General features: G+C 60.7%; 15 protein-coding genes. 2 read left to right on the top strand and 13 right to left on the bottom strand.

Translation table 11 applies throughout. The features are described from left to right. Positions 1-40: 40 nt before the first annotated feature. Entirely contained in the window at positions 41-745 is a 705-nt protein-coding gene (locus tag KTJ78_RS05745) for a FadR/GntR family transcriptional regulator (protein WP_217133490.1), read from the bottom strand. Between the two features lie 357 nt (positions 746-1,102). On the opposite strand from KTJ78_RS05745, the gene KTJ78_RS05740 reads away from it, so the two are divergent. Continuing rightward, the gene (locus KTJ78_RS05740; protein ID WP_217133489.1) at positions 1,103-2,506 is read left to right on the top strand and encodes a purine-cytosine permease family protein; all 1,404 of its coding nucleotides are present in this window, start codon (positions 1,103-1,105) and stop codon (positions 2,504-2,506) included. Between the two features lie 55 nt (positions 2,507-2,561). Here KTJ78_RS05740 and hpaD read toward each other — a convergent pair whose 3' ends face one another. The 6 genes from hpaD to KTJ78_RS05710 all read right to left on the bottom strand — a co-directional run bounded on the left by hpaD (position 2,562) and on the right by KTJ78_RS05710 (position 10,231). Further along, positions 2,562-3,704 carry a 3,4-dihydroxyphenylacetate 2,3-dioxygenase gene (gene hpaD, locus KTJ78_RS05735; RefSeq protein WP_217133487.1) on the bottom strand — a complete coding sequence of 381 codons (1,143 nt, stop codon included), beginning with the start codon at positions 3,702-3,704 and terminating at the stop codon, positions 2,562-2,564. Positions 3,705-3,733: 29 nt separating this feature from the next. Then, positions 3,734-5,233, bottom strand: coding sequence for an aldehyde dehydrogenase (locus tag KTJ78_RS05730; RefSeq protein ID WP_217133485.1), 1,500 nt, complete (start codon positions 5,231-5,233; stop codon positions 3,734-3,736). Positions 5,234-5,293: 60 nt separating this feature from the next. Beyond that, on the bottom strand, positions 5,294-5,968 hold the full coding sequence (locus KTJ78_RS05725; RefSeq protein ID WP_217133483.1) for a GntR family transcriptional regulator: 675 nt from the start codon (positions 5,966-5,968) through the stop codon (positions 5,294-5,296). Then, positions 5,965-7,473 carry a fumarylacetoacetate hydrolase family protein gene (locus tag KTJ78_RS05720; RefSeq protein ID WP_217133481.1) on the bottom strand — a complete coding sequence of 503 codons (1,509 nt, stop codon included), beginning with the start codon at positions 7,471-7,473 and terminating at the stop codon, positions 5,965-5,967. The genes KTJ78_RS05725 and KTJ78_RS05720 overlap by 4 nt, the downstream gene beginning before the upstream one ends. A gap of 177 nt (positions 7,474-7,650) precedes the next feature. Further along, positions 7,651-9,327: a thiamine pyrophosphate-binding protein gene (locus KTJ78_RS05715; RefSeq protein ID WP_217133479.1), complete on the bottom strand. Its 1,677-nt coding sequence runs from the start codon at positions 9,325-9,327 to the stop codon at positions 7,651-7,653. Between the two features lie 184 nt (positions 9,328-9,511). After that, positions 9,512-10,231: an IclR family transcriptional regulator gene (locus KTJ78_RS05710; RefSeq protein WP_217133478.1), complete on the bottom strand. Its 720-nt coding sequence runs from the start codon at positions 10,229-10,231 to the stop codon at positions 9,512-9,514. 133 nt (positions 10,232-10,364) lie between these two features. Here KTJ78_RS05710 and KTJ78_RS05705 point away from each other — a divergent pair, with 133 nt between their 5' ends. Then, positions 10,365-12,236 carry an FAD-binding monooxygenase gene (locus KTJ78_RS05705; protein WP_217133476.1) on the top strand — a complete coding sequence of 624 codons (1,872 nt, stop codon included), beginning with the start codon at positions 10,365-10,367 and terminating at the stop codon, positions 12,234-12,236. Positions 12,237-12,392: 156 nt separating this feature from the next. Here the strand turns inward: KTJ78_RS05705 and KTJ78_RS05700 are convergent, their stop codons facing one another. The 6 genes from KTJ78_RS05700 to KTJ78_RS05675 are packed head-to-tail and all read right to left on the bottom strand — an operon-like array spanning position 12,393 to position 17,546. After that, the gene (locus tag KTJ78_RS05700) at positions 12,393-12,533 is read right to left on the bottom strand and encodes a hypothetical protein (protein ID WP_217133474.1); all 141 of its coding nucleotides are present in this window, start codon (positions 12,531-12,533) and stop codon (positions 12,393-12,395) included. Positions 12,534-12,566: 33 nt separating this feature from the next. Next, the gene (locus KTJ78_RS05695; protein WP_217133473.1) at positions 12,567-13,196 is read right to left on the bottom strand and encodes a helix-turn-helix domain-containing protein; all 630 of its coding nucleotides are present in this window, start codon (positions 13,194-13,196) and stop codon (positions 12,567-12,569) included. Beyond that, positions 13,197-14,735: a flavin-containing monooxygenase gene (locus KTJ78_RS05690; protein ID WP_217133471.1), complete on the bottom strand. Its 1,539-nt coding sequence runs from the start codon at positions 14,733-14,735 to the stop codon at positions 13,197-13,199. Then, the gene (locus KTJ78_RS05685; protein ID WP_217133469.1) at positions 14,735-15,466 is read right to left on the bottom strand and encodes an SDR family NAD(P)-dependent oxidoreductase; all 732 of its coding nucleotides are present in this window, start codon (positions 15,464-15,466) and stop codon (positions 14,735-14,737) included. The genes KTJ78_RS05690 and KTJ78_RS05685 overlap by 1 nt, the downstream gene beginning before the upstream one ends. After that, on the bottom strand, positions 15,463-16,533 hold the full coding sequence (locus tag KTJ78_RS05680; protein ID WP_217133468.1) for an ABC transporter ATP-binding protein: 1,071 nt from the start codon (positions 16,531-16,533) through the stop codon (positions 15,463-15,465). The genes KTJ78_RS05685 and KTJ78_RS05680 overlap by 4 nt, the downstream gene beginning before the upstream one ends. Next, positions 16,530-17,546 carry an ABC transporter ATP-binding protein gene (locus KTJ78_RS05675; RefSeq protein ID WP_217133466.1) on the bottom strand — a complete coding sequence of 339 codons (1,017 nt, stop codon included), beginning with the start codon at positions 17,544-17,546 and terminating at the stop codon, positions 16,530-16,532. The genes KTJ78_RS05680 and KTJ78_RS05675 overlap by 4 nt, the downstream gene beginning before the upstream one ends.

Genomic DNA, 17,546 nt, shown 5'->3' with positions numbered 1-17,546 from the left:
GTATCACCAATGGTCTTTGCAAGCACCCATTCGTGCAAGCCTAGACTTCTTCATGCATCAGCTGATGCAACACTTCTGCCACCGACGTAAGATGATGCTCCATCAACTGAGCGGCAAGATTCGGATCAATATCCATAATCGCTTGAGCAATCGCACGATGCTCCTCATTGGAAGGGCCTCTGCGGTGCGCGACCATATTGATCACATGAGATTGTTGCGAAAGTGCGTTCCGCGTGTCAGCAACAAGCGAGGAGAAAATCGCGTTGCCTGAAGCCGCCGCGACAGAGACGTGGAATAAAGAGTCAAGCTCAACCCACTCGCTCGAGCCAACTTCTTCCTCCATCTTTTGGCAAATCATGAGCAGGTCAGCCGCTTGTTGCGTTGAACGTCTCATTGCAGCCAAACGAGCCGAGGGAATCTCAATAGCGGGCCTTGCCTCCATGAGGTCGCGCGTTGAAAAGTTATCAAAGCTCTGCGGGGCTTTGGGCAGCTGCGAAATCACATAAGTTCCACTGCCCGTGCGAGTTTGCGTAAGCCCCAGGGCCTGCGCAGATCTCAACGCTTCCCGAACAACCGGCCGACTCACCCCATAGTGCTTAGCAAGCTGCAATTCAGAGGGAAGGCGGCTTCCAACGGGCAACACACGCTGAGCGATACCTTCTTGAAGGTCTTCAAGAATAGACTCGGCAGCGTTCAAGCGAACTATTTTTTTCTGTTCGCTAAACCACTCAGTTGTTCCAGACATTCTTCTACTATCTCATCATTTTTCTACAGTTATTTGGCCGCGCATCAGCCGAACAGCCGCAAGGGGTTTCTGGCGCTGCCATGATGGGGAGCTAGCTTTTACACTAACCCGCGAACGCATCGTAAACCTCAAGAGCGAGCACCGTTCCTTACCGTAAACGGCGTGGGTAAAGACGCAAATCCTTCTCATGCTTCCCCTTCAACGCGTTAACGCAATCATTCGCAACTTGTAAATCTGCTAGACAGGTTTTAGGCTTCATGGTAGCGTAACCTACCGGCAGCACAGCTTGGTTACCCATGAAATGAACGGTTTCGAGCTTGCTCAAGCCGCATTTTCCACAATGGAGAGGAATACCAAATGACACTCAGCACAGACAACGTGTCAAGCAAAAAGCCTGCGGTTGATGAGACCAATGAAGAGTTTATGCTCGAACGAGTGCCCCAAAATGCCCGTCGCAGCTGGTGGTCGCAGTTCGCTATCTGGGTCGGTTTCGGCTACGTGCCAACCGGACTCATCGTCGGTGGTCAACTCGCTGGCGTTGGCGGCGAGGGCGGCATGCCTTTTGGCGATGCAATGCTTACCGTGGTTCTCGGCCAGGGCATTCTTCTCATTCTGACGTTCCTGCTGGGTTTTGCTGCAATGAAAACCGGGCTCAACCTTTCCCTTATCTCCCGCTTTTCATACGGGACGAAGGGCATGATTCTTCCGATGCTCATTATGGGGCTCCTCACACTCGGCTGGTTCGCCTCAATCGTCGGCATGGTGGGAGACATCTTTGATGTAGCTTTTGGCAGCCTGACCGGCATCACCATTCTCAACGGACTCAGCCTCGAGTATGTTTTGTTCTCGTTGTTCTGGGGGGCAATCTTCACGTGGTCTGCGTGGAAAGGCATCGTTGCCCTTGAGCGAATCTCTGCTTCTGCTGCCCCTTTTATTCTTCTTGTGGCGGTTGTCGCTGCTGTCATGATGACGAATGAATTCGGTGGCTTCGGTAACGTCCTGGCAGAAGGGTCAACCCGCTCCGGAACTACCGTGGGAACGGGTGTCACACTCCTCATCGGCGCGTGGATCGCCGGAGTGATCATGGGCGTCGATATTTTCCGCTTCGCGAAAAAAGCTTCTCACGTTCTCATTGGCGCGGGGGCCTGCTTTATCCTGACGAACCCTTTGCTCAACATCGTCGGGTACACGGGAAGCATCGCAACTGGAGACGCAAACTTTATCTCGTGGATGGTCACGAAGGGACCGTTCTTTGCGATTATCGGCGTTGTGCTGTGGGTTGTGGCTCTGTGGACGACAAACATGTCAGAGCTCTACTGCAACGCCCTGTATGTGGGTCCCGCAGCGAACGCAATGGGATTCAAGGTTTCACGGCCCAAAATCGTGATCACCGTGGGTATTATCGGCAGCATTCTTGGCGCATTTGGGTTTTACTCGTTCTTCTTCGCCGACTTCATCACGGTACTCGGCGCCGCCTTTGTGCCTTTGGCAGGACCGATCTTGGCGGACTTTTATGTGGTGCGTCGCCGCGAGTACGAAACCGCAAACGTCAATGATCTGCCCAAAGTACGCTGGCCAGGAATCATCTCATTCCTGATCGGAGCAGCGCTTGGCATTGTGTTCCAGTACGCGCTTCCTCTGCCCGGTGATTTCCCCGCAGGTCTCGGCGCTCTCATCGTCACGTTTGCTCTTCATATCGTGCTTTCCAAGGCGATGAAGAACCGCCCCGAGCAGGCGCTCGTTACTTCGTCAAACGCGTAAACAGAAAGGGGCTAGGCAGCAATACATACTTGCTGCCTAGCCCCTTCTTTCATACTCAGAGCGTATTGCCGAGCTTAAAACCCTTGGCCTCGTCACCATCGCGGGTGTACGAGAAGCCGTCGGCGCCGATGGTGACGGCCATCTCTGACGAGTCGGTGCGAGCGACGACGGGCTGCGGGTTACCGTCGAGGTCGAGCACGAGCGAGGCATCGGTGTACCACGACTCGACGACGGGGTTGCCCCACCAGTCGCGTCGCTGGTTATCGTGCACGTCCCACGTCACGACCGGGTTGTCGGGGTCGCCCGTGTAGTAGTCCTGCGTGTACACCTCAACACGGTGCCCGTCGGGATCGCGCAGGTAGAGGTAAAACGCGTTCGAGACGCCGTGGCGACCAGGGCCGCGCTCGATGCGGTCTGAGAGGCGCAGCGCACCGAGCTTGTCGCAGATGGCGAGAATGTTGTGCTTCTCGTGGGTTGCGAAGGCGACGTGGTGCATGCGCGGTCCGTCGCCGCCGGTCGCTGCGGTGTCGTGCACCGTGGGCTTGCGGCGCATCCAGGCGGCGTAGACCGTGCCCTCGCTGTCTTGAATATCTTCGGTGACGCGAAAACCGAGGTCTTGGTAGTGGCGCACCGCGCGGGGCACGTCGGGGGTCACCTGGTTGAAGTGGTCGAGCCGCACGAGCTCGCCCGGGGTCTGCAGGTCATAGCGCCACGAGAGGCGCTCCTGGTGTTCGGTCTGGTAGAAGAACTCGTACGGGAAGCCGAGCGGGTCGACCACGCGCACCGAGTCGCCGATGCCCGTGACGAAGCCCTCGGCCTTGCGACGCACATCGCAGCCAAGCTCGGTGTAAAACGCGACGGCGCGGTCGAGGTCTTCGGGAGTGCGCACGCGGTACGAGAAGGCGGCGACCGCGGCAACCGGCCCCTGGCGCAGCACGAGATTGTGGTGAATGAACTCTTCGGTCGAGCGCAGGTAGATTGCCTCGTCGTCTTCGGTCGTGACGTAGAGCCCGAGCACGTCGACATAGAACTCGCGTGAGACCGCGAGGTCGGTCACCACGAGCTCCATGTAGGCACAACGCAGAATGTCGGGCGGGGTCGCCTTCGGGGTTGCAACGGGGTTATCGCTCACAATCGGGGCCTCTTTGGTCACCCAAAAGCCCGAAGAAGTCTTGTCGCTTTCGTTGAGTTTTGGCATGGTAATTCTTTCTCGGCCTTGAAAAATACTTAGTTGGCTCCGGCGCCAAAACGGGGCGAGTGCGCCTCGTTCAGCGTGATCTGGATGGACTGCGCGGTGGTGTAGAAATCGACTGAGCGGTAGCCTCCCTCGCGGCCGAGGCCTGAGGCCTTCACCCCGCCGAAGGGGGTGCGCAGGTCGCGCACGTTGTTCGAGTTGAGCCAGACCATGCCCGACTCAATACCGTGCGCAAAGTTGTGCGCCCGCTTGAGGTTCGAGGTCCAGACGTATGCCGCGAGGCCGTACTTCGTGTTGTTCGCGAGCTCGAGTGCTTCTTCGTCGGTGTCGAATGGCGTGATCGCCACGACCGGGCCAAAGATCTCTTCCTGGAAGATGCGCGCATCGGGAGCGACGTCGGCAAACACCGTCGGCGCCACGTAGTTGCCCTCGGGGAAGCCCTCGGGTCGGCCGCCGCCAGCAACGAGACGACCCTCGCCCTTCCCGATCTCGACGTAGCTCATGACTTTCTCGAAATGGGTCGGGTGCACGAGCGCGCCAACCTCGGTCGCTGGGTCACTGGGCAGACCGATGACGATGTTCTTGGCGCGCTCGGCGTAGCGAGCAACAAAGTCATCGTAGATCGAGCGCTCGACGAGCACGCGACTCCCCGCCGTGCACCGCTCCCCGTTGAGGCTGAACACACTGAACACGGTTGCGTCGAGCGCCTCTTCGAGATCAGCGTCGGCGAAGACGACCGACGGGCTCTTGCCGCCAAGTTCGAGCGAGAGCCCCTTGAGGTACGGAGCCGCGTTCGTTGAGATCATCGCACCGGTTGAGCTGTCGCCCGTGAACGAGATGAGCGGCACGTCTGGGTGCTTCACGAGAGCGTCACCGGTGACGCTGCCGGAGCCGAACACGAGGTTGAACACCCCGTCTGGCACGCCCGCCTCGCGAAAGATCTCGGGCCAGAGCGCTGCCGAGAGTGGCGTGTAACTCGCTGGCTTGAGCACGACGGTGTTGCCGGTTGCGATCGCTGGAGCGAGCTTCCACGACTCCTGCATGAAGGGCACGTTCCACGGCGTGATGAGGCCAGCGACGCCTTTGGGCTTGCGGTTAACATAGTTGATCTGTCGGCCGGGTACCTTCGTGACGTTGTCTTGCTCGGCAACGATGAGGTCGGCGAAGAAGCGAAAGTTCTCGGCGGCGCGACGCGCCTGCCCCTTGGCCTGGGTGATGGGCAGCCCCGAATCCCAGCTCTCGATGAGTGCGAGCTGCTCGTCACGCGACTCAACGATGTCGGCAACGCGGTGCAAAATGCGTGAGCGCTCGCGCGGCAGCATCGTGGGCCACGGGCCCTCGTCGAAGGCGCGCTTTGCCGCGGCAACGGCGCGGTCGACGTCGCCCTTGCTCGCCGAGGCGGCCTTGATGTATACCTCGTTCGAGACGGGCTCGATGACGTCGAACTGAGCGCCGCCCTCGGCGTCAACGAACTCGCCGTCAATAAAGAGTTGCAGTTTCTCGGGAAGCCCTTCGGGCTTTTTGTATGCCATGGTTTTACCTTCCGTTGTAAACCAAAAGTGGTGGTGTGGTGCGTTTCACGCTCGCAGCGGCTACGCTGTGAGCGCCTCACCCTCGTGATGTTCAGCATTTCTCGCGAGCACCGCGCGCAGGGTCGCGAGACGGTGCTCGCGGGCGCTCTGTTCTACCAGCTCGGCCGCCGATCCACTCTCGATGAGAGCGAGCAGCCGTTCGTGCTCTTCGACCGACTCGTGGGCCCGGCCAGGCACAAACGTGAATGACGAGTTGCGCAACACCCGCATTCTGTTCCAGCCCCGGTGCACGAGTTCGAGCACGTGTGGGTTGGGGCAGCTCTCGAACAGCACGCTGTGAAAATCGAGGTTCAGCTGCGTGAATCGCTGCGGATCGAAGTCGTCGAGCGTTTGCCGCATCGTGTCATTGATTCGACGGGCACGCGCTATCTGTTCAGCGGTCACCTCTGGCGAGGCGAGCGCCGTTGCGAAGCCCTCGACGAGCGCGAGCGTTTGCATCGCGTGCAGGTACTCGGTCTCTTTGACAAGCGCTACCTGCGCACCGACGTTTCGTTCAAAGGTGATGAGCCCCTCTGCTTCAAGGCGGCGGATCGCCTCGCGAATCGGCACGGCCGAGATGCCGAGCTCTTGCGCGATCGGCGCGATTACAAGCCGGTACCCGGGCATATAGGTGCCAGAGTCAATGCGTTCGCGCATGACCCGGTAGGCGAGATCGGTCTTTGACTCTTTCATCATGCCCCGGCGGCCCCGCTACCGGTCTCGGCTTCGAAACGCGCACGCCACTCGGCGTTCATCGGGAAGAGACCGTCAACGGCCTCGCCTTTGGCAACCTGCTCGGCCACCCAGCCCTCCTCGAACTCCTGCGCCGCAGCATCGCGCGCGACCTCTTCGACGAGGTGTGGTGGAATCACGATGACCCCGTCGCGGTCGCCCATGATGACATCGCCCGGTTGCACCGCGGCGCCACCGCACGCGATCGTCACGTCAGTTTCCCAGGGCACGTGCTTACGCCCGAGCACGCTCGGGTGGGCCCCCTGCGAGAACACGGGGAGCGTGAACTCTTGCACCGCCGCGAAATCGCGCACGCCACCATCGGTCACGATGCCCGCGGCACCGCGCACCTGTGCGCGCAAGGCGAGCACGTCACCGACGGTTCCCGTCGACGACAGCCCCCGGGCCTCAACGACGATGACTTCACCCTCGTTGACGGTGTCATACGCGCGCTTCTGGGCATTGAACCCGCCGCCGTACTTCTTGAACAGGTCGGGCCGGAACGGCACAAAGCGCAGTGTGCGAGCCGTGCCAAGAATGCGGTCTCCCTCGTGGTTCGGGTGTACGCCGTCGATGAAGATGTCGACGAAGCCTCGCTTGCGCAGCGCCGTCGAGACGGTGGCGACGGGAAGGCCCTCGAGCAGCGCACGAACCTCGGGGGTGAGCGGGTTCTCGCCCTCGGCCGCGGCGGGCTTGTCGAGCGAAGTTGCGCGGCCAGCTTCAACGGCTGCCGCGTGCTCACTCTCGCTGCCCCAGGCCTCGATGCGCTGTAGGTCGTTCACGCTGGGTCGGTTGCCGTACTCACCAAACGCCGTCGTACCCTGGGTAACCGTCGTCACGAGGCGGCCGGTCGTGGGTGCTCCCTCGACGCCCGGAGCATCGACCTCGACCTCAACGACGTCGCCCGGAACGACGACCGAAGATCCCGCCGGGGTGCCCGTGAGAATCACATCGCCCGGTTCAAGCGTCATGTGCTGCGAGAGGTCGGCAACGAGCTGGCCGAAGGGAAACATGAGCGTGTCACTCGTGTCTTCCTGCACGAGCTCACCGTTCACCCAGGTGCGCACGCGCCAGCCGCCCTGGCCCGCGAGCGAGGCTTCGAGCGCTACCGGGCCTACTGGTGTGTAACCGTCGCCGCCCTTATTACGCACGTTCGAGCCCTTATCGGCAGCGCGCAGGTCATAAAGCCCGAAATCGTTTGCCGCGGTCACGTGCGAGACGTAGCCCCAGCCCTCTTCGGGGCTGACCCAGCGCGCACGCTTGCCGATCACGAGCGCGATCTCGCCCTCGAAGGCCAGGAGCTCGGTGCCCGCTGGCCGCTCGATGGTGCTGCCGGTCGCCGCGAGTGACGAGGCCGGCTTGAAGAAGTACGAGGGAAACTCGGGGGTGCGCCCACGCTGCGCCACCCGAGAAGGATAGTTGAGATGAACGGCAATGATCTTGCCGGGGGTATCGATTCCGTATGACATGACTGCAGTGTCTCCTCTCGGTAATACTCACGATTGTATATGATTTGATATTCGAAATGGAAGAGGTTTCTTGCGGTAAAGAAAAAACGCCCGCCGCGATGATCCGCACCGCCCCGTCTTCACCCCACGCGCGAGCGGGACACCGGCGCATAGCCAGACGGAACGGCTCCCCGCGCATCACTCAGCCGAAACATCGATCCCATTCACGCGCTGCACCTCTCGCTGGTACGGCGCAACAACGCTGCGCGACACCCGACAGTCGAGCACGATCGCTCCACGCGCCCCCGCATCGCGCCACCGCTCAAGCGCGTCGAGATCAGCGAGCGTCTCAACGCGCACACCCTCAGCCCCGAAGGCCTCGCCGAGCGCCGCGAAGTCGACATCGGGAATGAGCATGGGCTCCTGCCCCAGCCCCATCACGCCATACAAGTGCACCTCGGCACCGTAGGCGGCATCGTTGAAACACACGACCACGAGGCTTTGCGCCGTGCGGATCGCGGTCTCGAAGTCGGCGAGCGCCATAAGCCCGCCGCCATCACCCGTCGAGAGCACGATCGTGCGGTCGGGAGCCGCCGCGGCAACGCCCGCGACCGTTCCGAAGCCGAGGCCAATCGTCTGGTACGCCGTGCCCACCATGGTCATGTGCTCAGGCTTCGCGACCGGCAAGAACATGTTGGCCCAAGCGATGAAGTGGCCGCCGTCTTGCGTGATGTGCGCATCCTCTGGCAACAGGGCTGCGATGCGCGAGGCGACCGCACGCGGATCGAGCCTGCCGTCTTCGCACACCCCGCTCTCGGGGCCAGTCTCGCGCACGCGGAGCTCGCCCGACGCGACCCCGCGAGCGACCTCGGCGCCGAACGAGGCGGGCGTTGCGTTCGTCTCGCGCAGCTCACTGTTCAGGGCTTCGAGCACCTCGCGGGCGTCGCCGAGCAACAGGTGCTGGCTCACCCGATGGTTCGTGCGGGGAGCCTGAACCCGCTCTGCGTCGATGCGAATGAGCTGCGCCCCCTCGCCGAGCGCGTCGCCAAAGCGCATCGTGAACTGGTTGAGGCTCGCCCCGACCGCCACGACCACGTCAGCGGTCTCGAGCGTCGCCATCGCGGCCTCCTGACCGAAACCACCCGTCACTCCGAGATCGGCCACGGGGTCGTGAATGCCCCTGGCGAGCGCGGTCGAGGCGGTCGCCGCACCGGTCAGGCCGACGAGCTCTGCGAGCTGCCGCTCGGCACCGGCGAGCACCGCTCCCCTGCCCGCGAGCACCACGGGCCGCTTCGCTGTCGCGAGCAGCCGAGCCGCGGTGGCTGTGTCGACCACATCACCCGTCGAAAGATTCTCACGCGCCGCAACCGGAGCCGAGACGAGGTCGTAGGGCATCGCGAGCACGACGGGCAGGCGCTTCTCGAGGGCGAGGGCTACACTCTCGCGCACCTCGTCGGCGACCCGATCCGCCGTGAGAACAACGTGCTCGGCACCAACCGCACGCGACAGCATTGCCGCATCAACGTCCCACGGCCGCTTGCCCGCGACCGGCTCATCGCCCACGACGACGAGCACGGGCACCCGGGCCTGCGCCGCCTCGGCGAGCGCGGTGAGCGTGTTCGTGAACCCCGCGCCGTAGGTCGTCGTCGCGACCGCGAGCTTGCCAGAGACCCTCGCGTAGGCATCGGCAGAGGCGACCGTCGCGGCCTCGTGGCGCACCGGGGTGAAGGCGAGGCCGAGGTCGCGAAGCGCGTCAATGAGGTGGGCGTTGCCGTTGCCCATGAGGCCAAACACCTGCTCGGCATGCGCCGCGAGGCCCGCCGCGAGATCACGAATAAAGGGCGTTTGGGGTGGGGTGAGTGTCTGCTCTGACATCACAGATCCTTTCGAACGAAACGAAATTACGCTGTGTATGTCTAAACTCCGCCTACGGAGTGGCAGTGCCCCTTTTTCGAACACCTTGCTGGGATAACGAGCTGCGGGTGAGCGCTGGGCGCGCATCCATCAGACCGGACCCTCTTATCGTAGGGCCTCGAGTCTCAAAAACGGTAGTGTGCCCCTAGTGGTAGCTCTGGGTGATGCGCGACGCCGCGAGCAGCAACTGCCCCGCGAGCGCCTCGGGCTCACGGATCGGCGCGAAGTGTGCCAGTGCGAGGGCTGCCGGCGGCTCACCAGCGATGTGCACGGGAACCGCGATCGCCGAAACCCCGCCCATAACCTCGCTCTCACTCACCGCATAGCCGCGGGCCGTGGCCAGCTGAGCCTGCTCGCTCAGTGTTTCGGTGCCGAGCAGTTCGAGGCGGCGTTCGCGGGTGAGCAGGGCCTCGAGCGCGTGCCCCGGGGCGCCGACGAGAATCGAGTGCCTCGTGCCTGGGCGCCTCGCGACCGCAACGTCAACCTTGGTGGGCTCTGCGCTGTGAATCGTGATGACGTCGGCCTCGTCGAGCACGGTCAAGAACGCCGTCATGCCCACCGCGTTCGCGAGGTCTGCCACGGGCTTGGCCGCTGCGGTGCTGAGCCCTGGGGCTACGCCCCGTGCGAGAACCGTGAGCCTCGGCCCGAGCCGAATGAGGCCCTCGCCGTCGCGCAGTACCAGGCGATGCTCTTCGAGCGTGCGAAGCACCCGGTAAGCGTTCGAGCGATGCACCTCGAGGGCTTCGGCGAGCTCGTTGAGGCTCATCGGCCTATCATGCGCCGCGAGAATCTCAAGCGCGGTGAGACCGCGAGAGAGCGTTTGCGAACCAACGGGGGCATTGGCTGCGCTTCGTGTGTGTGCCATGGTGTCTATTGTCGCGCAAACGTTTGACAGTTGCGCGAAACCGGGTTTAATATACGATTACGTGCGGTATTAGAAACCGTTGTTCAATTATTGAACCTATAGGTTCCATTGCAACTCATCGAGGAGACTTGCTGTGCAGTTCCATCACCACGGATACGTGTCAACCGACCCCCGCATCGAGCCAGCCTCGGGCCTCGGCCTCGACCGATCGCCCGAGCTGCCAGACACGATGGACGTGTTGATCGTCGGATCGGGCCCAGCCGGCATCATCACCGCAGCCCAGCTCGCCCAGTTTCCCGGCGTGAACACCCGCATCATCGAGCGCAGGCCCGAACGCCTCGCGATCGGCCAGGCCGACGGTATTCAGGCGCGCAGCGTCGAAACCTTCCAGGCATTCGGCTTCGCCCCGCAGATCATCCAAGAGGCCTACCGCATCACCGAGATGGCGTTCTGGAAGCCAGACCCCGAGCGCCCCGAGAACATCGTGCGCACCGCAATCACGCCCGACGACCCAACGGGCATCTCAGAGTTTCCGCACCTCATCGTCAACCAGGCCCGCGTGATCGACTTCTTCGCCGACTACGCGAAGCACTCGCCGGGCCGCATCGAGGTCGACTACGGCTTCGAGTTCGTCGACCTCGAGATCGACCCCGCCCACGACTACCCCGTCGCCGTTCGCCTGCGCATCACCGCGGGCCCAAGCACAGGCACCGAGCGGATCGTTCGCGCCCGATACGTCGTCGGCGCCGACGGGGCGCGATCGGGAGTGCGCCACGCGATCGGCGGCAGCCTGCAGGGTGACCAGTCGTTTCACGCATGGGGCGTCATGGACGTGCTCGCGACGACCGACTTTCCTGATATTCGCAAGAAATGCGCGATCCAATCGCACGACGGCGGCAACATTCTGCACATTCCTCGCGAGGGCAACCACCTCTTCCGCATGTACGTTGACCTCGGCGAGGTCGACGAGAACGACGGTGGCCAGGTGCGAAACACCCCACTCGAAGAGGTCATCGACCGCGCCAACGCGATCATGCGCCCCTACCGGCTCGACGTCAAGAACGTCGCGTGGAACAGCGTGTACGAGGTCGCCCACCGCCTCACCGACCGCTTCGACGACGCGGCCACCTCGCCCGACGGCACCCCGCGCGTCTTCCTGCTCGGCGACGCCTGCCACACCCACAGCGCCAAAGCCGGTCAGGGCATGAACGTCTCGATGCAAGACGGCTGGAACCTCGCGTGGAAGCTCGGCTACGTGCTCGAGGGGCGCAGCCCCGAGGCCCTGCTCGGCAGCTACTCTGACGAACGCCAGGTCATCGCCAAGAACCTCATCGACTTCGATAAAGAGTGGTCGACCCTCATGGCCAAGAAGCCCGAGGAGTTCGCCTCACCCTCAGAGCTCGAAGACTTCTACGTGCAAACGGCAGAGTTTCCCGCAGGCTTCATGACCCACTACACCCCCTCGATCGTCACCGACGCCGGGGCGCAGCAGCACCTCGCCACCGGCTTCACCATCGGCAAGCGCTTCAAGTCGGTCGAGACCGTGCGCGTCTGCGACGCGGTCACCATGCACCTCGGCCACCACCACCGCGCCGATGGCCGCTACCGCATCTACGCTTTCGCCGACGCCGACGCGAGCGCCATGAACGACTGGGCCGAGTGGCTGCACTCAGACCCGGCCTCGCCCGTGCGCCGCTTCACCCCCGCAGGCACCGACCTCGACTCGGTCTTCGACGTCAAGGCCGTCTACCAGCAGGACCCGCACGAGATCGACCACACGCGCGTGCACCCCATCTTCTTTCCCGAGAGCGGCCCCTTCAAGGTGCGCGACTACGAGAAGGTCTACGCCACCGCACCCCACATCGACATCTTCGCCGAACGTGGCATCAGCCGCTCTGGTGCCGTCGTGCTCGTGCGCCCCGACCACTACGTCGCGGGAGTCTTCTCGTTCGCCGACCGCGAGGCGCTCGCCCGGCACCTGGCGGGGGTCTTCCGCGAGCGATAGCGGGCCGTGGCAGGCGGCAGGCCGGGCCGCGGCACGCGGCATGCCGGGCCGCCTCACCCGTGCTTGCACTAAACGGGTCTACTTGACGAAAAGCAGGGTGTTTGCGCGTCTACACCCTGCTTTTCGTCAAGTAAACCGGAAACTGCCCTGCCGCCCTCACCGAGAGGCCAGCGATAGCGACAGCGGCGGCAGCAGCCTCAGCGGCAGCGGCAGCAGCGGCAGCAGCGGCAGCAGCGACAGCAGCGGCAGCAGCGGCGACAGCTGCAGCGGCAGCTGCAGAACGGTCGCCTCTAGCACTCGTGCACCACGAACACCGCTTCCCAGCGTTCCCTAATCGGTCACCGGGTCAGTCTGCCATGTCAGAGGCGGGGCAACGGTCCAAACAGCTTCAGAGGGTGAATCATCAAGGTTTCTGATGCCATGAGGAATCTTGCTCGCGAATTCGAGGCTATCGCCCTCACCGAGAGTAAAGACCTCTGTTCCTACGGTGATTTCAAGCGTTCCAACAGTGCACAGCACATGCTCCTGGCTGTCACCAATCGAGTACAAATCACCGGTACTCGAGTGAGGTTCAAACGCAACGAGGTACATCTCCAGGTGGCGTACCGGGGGCTTTGTGAGCACATACTTCGTCACGCCACCTTCGGAGGCGATGGCTGTTCGGTCGAGCTTGCGCAGCACGCCTCGGTGATTCATCGGCGTTAGTTCAACAAGTTCAGCCAGCGTCACGCCAAGCGCATGAGCAATACGCTTCAACGTCTCAAGACTTGCCCCAGTTCGACCATTTTCAAGTTGGCTAATAAACCCTGGGCTCAAAGCAATCGCCGAAGCGAGTTGACGCACTGTCATTCCACGAAGCTCGCGAAAAGCCCGCACTTGGTCGCCGAGTGTCATTTCATTTGCGCTTTTGTCTTCAGCGGCGTTTGATCCGCTCTGAGCACTCTCTGAGGTTTTCGTCATTCACATTCCAGTTTCTGTCATTGGACGTGGAGGGCGGGTGGAGGCACTGTTCACATCACCCAATCGCGTAACGTTAGGAACCGAAAAACGTGCCATAAGCCAGAACAAAATAACGCCGTCTGGCCATTGCGTCACAACCCTACCTGATGGGCTCGTGAAGTAGTTTGAAGCCAACGTATATGAACTATTCGCCAGCCGCTTGTCGATCCAGCGATTAAACCGCAAGTGAGACTCTGGCCTCACTTCGACACTCGTCGCCCGTTTTTTCAGCATGTGCCGCAATGCTTTTGCCGCAAACAACGCCTGCTGTTCCATTGCAAATAGAACAGCGTAGCCGTTCGTGTTGGGGCCGTACAGCATGAAAAAATTCGGGAAATCGGGAACCATCGAACCAAGATAAGCCTGCGGCTCCTGGCCCCAGTGCTCTTGCAAACTTCGCCCCCCTCGACCATAAACCGGCAGTGTTGAGAGATACTCTGCTGCTTTGAAACCCGTCGCTGCGACGATCACATCAGCGTGCCGAAACTCGCCAAGCGCATCAACAACACCATTCGGCTTCAACTCTGCGACCGCATGAGGCACGAGCGTCACATGCTCACGCAATAACGTCGGGTAAAAATCGCTCGACTGGATTGGCCTCTTACCGAGGTATGGATAATCTGGTGTTACTGCCTCACGAAGTTCTGGATGCTCAGAAAAGACTGACTCGATGTAAGCCAGCGCCTTTGCCTTTGCCCTGGTGTCGAGTTTGCTTCCAGGCTTCTCGAGCGCACCTCCGATTGACCCTTTTTCTCGTCGCCAAAACTCGCTCAAACGAAGCTTCAAACGGGGCAAAGCTCGACGCAGCTGAGCGCGACGCTCATCGGTATACACATTTTCGGCTTTGGGTATCACCCAACCTGGCTGCCGTTGGTACAGCGTCAGCTCTGCAACCTCATTCGCGAGTTTCGGAACGATCTGAGATGCGGTTGAGCCAGTGCCCACAACCGCAACTCGTTTACCTGACAGGTCCAAGCCCTCTGGCCATTCAATCGAGTGGAACAGGTCACCTTCAAACTCATCTTTACCGGGCCAGTCAGGTATGCGGGGGTCACTCAACATCCCGACTGCACTCATGACAGCATCAAAGCTTTCGACCCCAGCGTCACTTGTCACAACCCACTGATGCTCCCCTTCGATCCATCGCGCCTCATGCACCCGAGTCGATGTCCTTATCGAACGTTCGAGACCGTATCGCGTAACCGTCGCTTCCATATACTCCACAAGCTCAGCCTGGGTTGCGTATGGCCGCGTCCAATCCCATCGATGGAACGAGTACGAATACATGTGCGAAGGGGTGTCTACCTCCGCCCCCGGGAATCGATTTCGGTACCAGGTACCGCCGATATGATCCGCTGCTTCAAAAATAACTACCTCGGCTTTGAGATGTTTTTTCATGTACACCGCCGCGCCGATACCGCCAAGGCCCGCACCAATAATTGCTACCCGAAGCCTGCGACGTGTGCCAGTTGCGTCTGCTGTACCCGTTGTGCCATTCATTAGACAATGACCGCCCCTCCTGAAACATTCATGCTCGCCCCGGTCATATATGCCGCATCGCTAGAGAGCATGAACACGATTGAGCGACTTATCTCTTCTGGCGTAGCCGCACGCTGAAGTGGCACTCCCGCATACTGCTCTTCGAGGGCCCCGTCGCCCGCCCCTTTACTCACGTAAGCGCCACGTAACAGGGGTGTTTCTGTCAGTCCGGGCAACATTGAATTCACTCGAATACCGCTTTGGGCTAGTGCCCTTGCCCATGAACGAGTAATGGACAGCACTGCTGTTTTCGATGCATGGTAATCGGCAGCATCAGTATTTACTGCAGAGATCGCTCCCACCGATGAAACGTTCACAACCGACCCAGTCTGCGGAGTCAGCAGGGGCGCAAGGGCCTGAATAACAAAGAAAAGCCCCCTCGTGTTTACTCCAAACACGGTGTCCCATTCCTCCTCGGTAATCCTTTCAATAGGCCGAGAGCGAATAACCCCTGCAGCGTTCACAAGGTGGTCGACTCGATCAAGCGTTACCGCCCAATCTTTCACCGCTTGGACATCGGCTATGTCAATCCGAACCGGAATACATTGCGGGCTCACGATTCCTTGCTGTTCATGCACATCAAGTGAGTAGACAGTCGCCCCCTCTTCAATGAGTTGCGCGACAACAGCCTTTCCGATCCCTGAGCCACCTCCCGTCACCACGGCAATACGGTCTGCAAACCGCTGTTTCATGCTCTTGCTCCTGTCGTTGTGGGCTTCGAATTACGTGTCATACGCAACCGCCCCTCGGCAATTTCTTCGGCATAGTGGCACGCTACGCGCCGCTCGTCTCCCGCTCCGGTCGCTATGTTTCGAAGCTCTGGGCGCTCAGTAGAGCATCGCTCCTCTTGCGCCCATGGGCAGCGCGTGCGAAATCGACACCCTGACGGCGGTGATGCAGGGCTCGGCAAGTCACCTTGCAAGACGATGCGTTCTTTGCCGCGCTCCAGATGAGGGTCGGGTTCGGGCACCGCAGAGAGCAACGCACGCGTGTAGGGGTGCAGCGGTTCTCGATAGAGGTCGTCGGCACTCGCTTCCTCAACAAGTGACCCAAGGTACATCACACCGATGGTGTCGCTCACGTGGCGCACCACCGCAAGGTCGTGAGCCACAATGAGGTAAGTGAGCGAAAACTCATGCTGCAAGTCCTGGAGCAAGTTGATAACTTGCGCCTGAATAGAAACATCAAGGGCGCTCACCGGTTCATCGGCAACAATGAGATCTGGGCTCACCGAGAGAGCTCTCGCAATCCCAATACGCTGCCGTTGCCCGCCAGAGAATTCGTGCGGGTACTTTTTTCTGGCACTCTTCGGCAGGCCCACCGATTCGAGCAGTTCAAAGAGCCGTTTCTTTGCACGATCACCAGTGATCCCGTGGGCACGCATCCCTTCGTAAAGCAACTGCTCAACGCTCTGTCTTGGGTCCAGGCTTCCCATCGGGTCCTGAAAAACCATTTGCATCCGTGATCTTGCTTGACGCATCGCTTCACCTTTTAACGACGAAATGTCTTCGCCGTCGAAACGAATCACACCCTCAGCGCGATCCTCAAGGTTCAACAGGGCACGACCAAACGTCGATTTACCGCATCCTGACTCTCCTACGAGTCCGTACGTTTCACCGCGTCGAATTCGCAAGCTGAGATCATCAACTGCATGCACATATCCAACGGCTCTTTTCACCAAAGCACCCTTACGAATTGGGTACCTCACACTCACGCCCTCGGCTTCAACGAGGTACGGTTTTGCCGTATCAATGTTCATGATGCCTCCTCTGCGACCGGGTTAAAGCACCGAAAAAGGTGGTCTTCAGACCAGACCGTTGTTTCAGGACTGTTCAAGCGACATGCCTCGGTTGCATTGGCACATCGGGGAGCAAAGGCGCACGCATTCGCCCACGGGAGGTTATCGGCGACCGAGCCTGGTATCGGCCGCAACCGATCACTGCGATCGTCGCTGAGCCGAGGCAAAGAGTCGAGCAGTCCCTGAGTGTACGGGTGCCTCGGTGTAGCGAACAGATCGTGGCACTGAGCGTGCTCGACCATCTTCCCTCCGTAGAGCACGTTGACCTCGTCACACATTCCCGCAACAACCCCAAGATCGTGCGTGATCAGGAGCAACGCGGTACCGTTATCGGTCACGAGGCGTTGCAACAGCTCTAAAATCTGCGCTTGGATCGTCACGTCGAGCGCCGTCGTGGGCTCATCTGCGATAAGGAGTTTGGGCTCACAAGCGAGGGCAATTGCGATCAGGACTCTCTGACGCATGCCACCGGAGAGTTCATGAGGATACTCGCGCATGCGCCGCCTTGGGTCGGGTATTCCGACCTCGGCTAAGAGTTCTTCAGCCCGTTTCGCAGCTACTCTTCGAGACATGCCCTTGTGTCGCTCGAGAACCTCACGCACCTGCACCCCAATAGGAATGACTGGGTTAAGCGAACTCAACGGGTCTTGAAAAACCATCGTCATGTCTTCACCACGAAGATCCCGCAAACGTTGGTCACGTGCCCCAAGAAGCTCTTCACCAGCAAAGCGGATCGATCCGCTACTCTCGTGTGACCGTTGCGGCAATAACCCCATGATTGCGAGCGATGTCACTGATTTGCCACAGCCTGATTCACCGACAAGCCCAACCGCTTTGCCCGCGGGCACAGAGAAAGTAAGGCCATCAACCGCAGTGAATGTGCCGCCATCTTCGAGCCCAAAAGAGACTCGCAAATTTTCAACTTCGAGCAATGCATCACCGCTTCCACGGTGAAGGTGAATGTCATTCACCAC

Source organism: Leucobacter chinensis, assembly GCF_019049105.1.
Lineage (GTDB): Bacteria > Actinomycetota > Actinomycetes > Actinomycetales > Microbacteriaceae > Leucobacter_A > Leucobacter_A chinensis.
Note: the sequence above shows the minus strand (reverse complement) of the source record. Positions and strands in the feature narration are given on the sequence as shown.

Excerpts from the sequence above, each read along its gene's own strand:
- KTJ78_RS05730 (WP_217133485.1), bottom strand. The coding sequence starts at position 5,233 with ATGGCATACAAAAAGCCCGAAGGGCTTCCCGAGAAACTGCAACTCTTT.
- KTJ78_RS05740 (WP_217133489.1), top strand. The coding sequence starts at position 1,103 with ATGACACTCAGCACAGACAACGTGTCAAGCAAAAAGCCTGCGGTTGAT.
- KTJ78_RS05680 (WP_217133468.1), bottom strand. The coding sequence starts at position 16,533 with ATGAACATTGATACGGCAAAACCGTACCTCGTTGAAGCCGAGGGCGTG.
- KTJ78_RS05685 (WP_217133469.1), bottom strand. The coding sequence starts at position 15,466 with ATGAAACAGCGGTTTGCAGACCGTATTGCCGTGGTGACGGGAGGTGGC.
- KTJ78_RS05745 (WP_217133490.1), bottom strand. The coding sequence starts at position 745 with ATGTCTGGAACAACTGAGTGGTTTAGCGAACAGAAAAAAATAGTTCGC.
- hpaD (WP_217133487.1), bottom strand. The coding sequence starts at position 3,704 with ATGCCAAAACTCAACGAAAGCGACAAGACTTCTTCGGGCTTTTGGGTG.
- KTJ78_RS05715 (WP_217133479.1), bottom strand. The coding sequence starts at position 9,327 with ATGTCAGAGCAGACACTCACCCCACCCCAAACGCCCTTTATTCGTGAT.
- KTJ78_RS05695 (WP_217133473.1), bottom strand. The coding sequence starts at position 13,196 with ATGACGAAAACCTCAGAGAGTGCTCAGAGCGGATCAAACGCCGCTGAA.
- KTJ78_RS05690 (WP_217133471.1), bottom strand. The coding sequence starts at position 14,735 with ATGAATGGCACAACGGGTACAGCAGACGCAACTGGCACACGTCGCAGG.
- KTJ78_RS05710 (WP_217133478.1), bottom strand. The coding sequence starts at position 10,231 with ATGGCACACACACGAAGCGCAGCCAATGCCCCCGTTGGTTCGCAAACG.
- KTJ78_RS05725 (WP_217133483.1), bottom strand. The coding sequence starts at position 5,968 with ATGATGAAAGAGTCAAAGACCGATCTCGCCTACCGGGTCATGCGCGAA.
- KTJ78_RS05720 (WP_217133481.1), bottom strand. The coding sequence starts at position 7,473 with ATGTCATACGGAATCGATACCCCCGGCAAGATCATTGCCGTTCATCTC.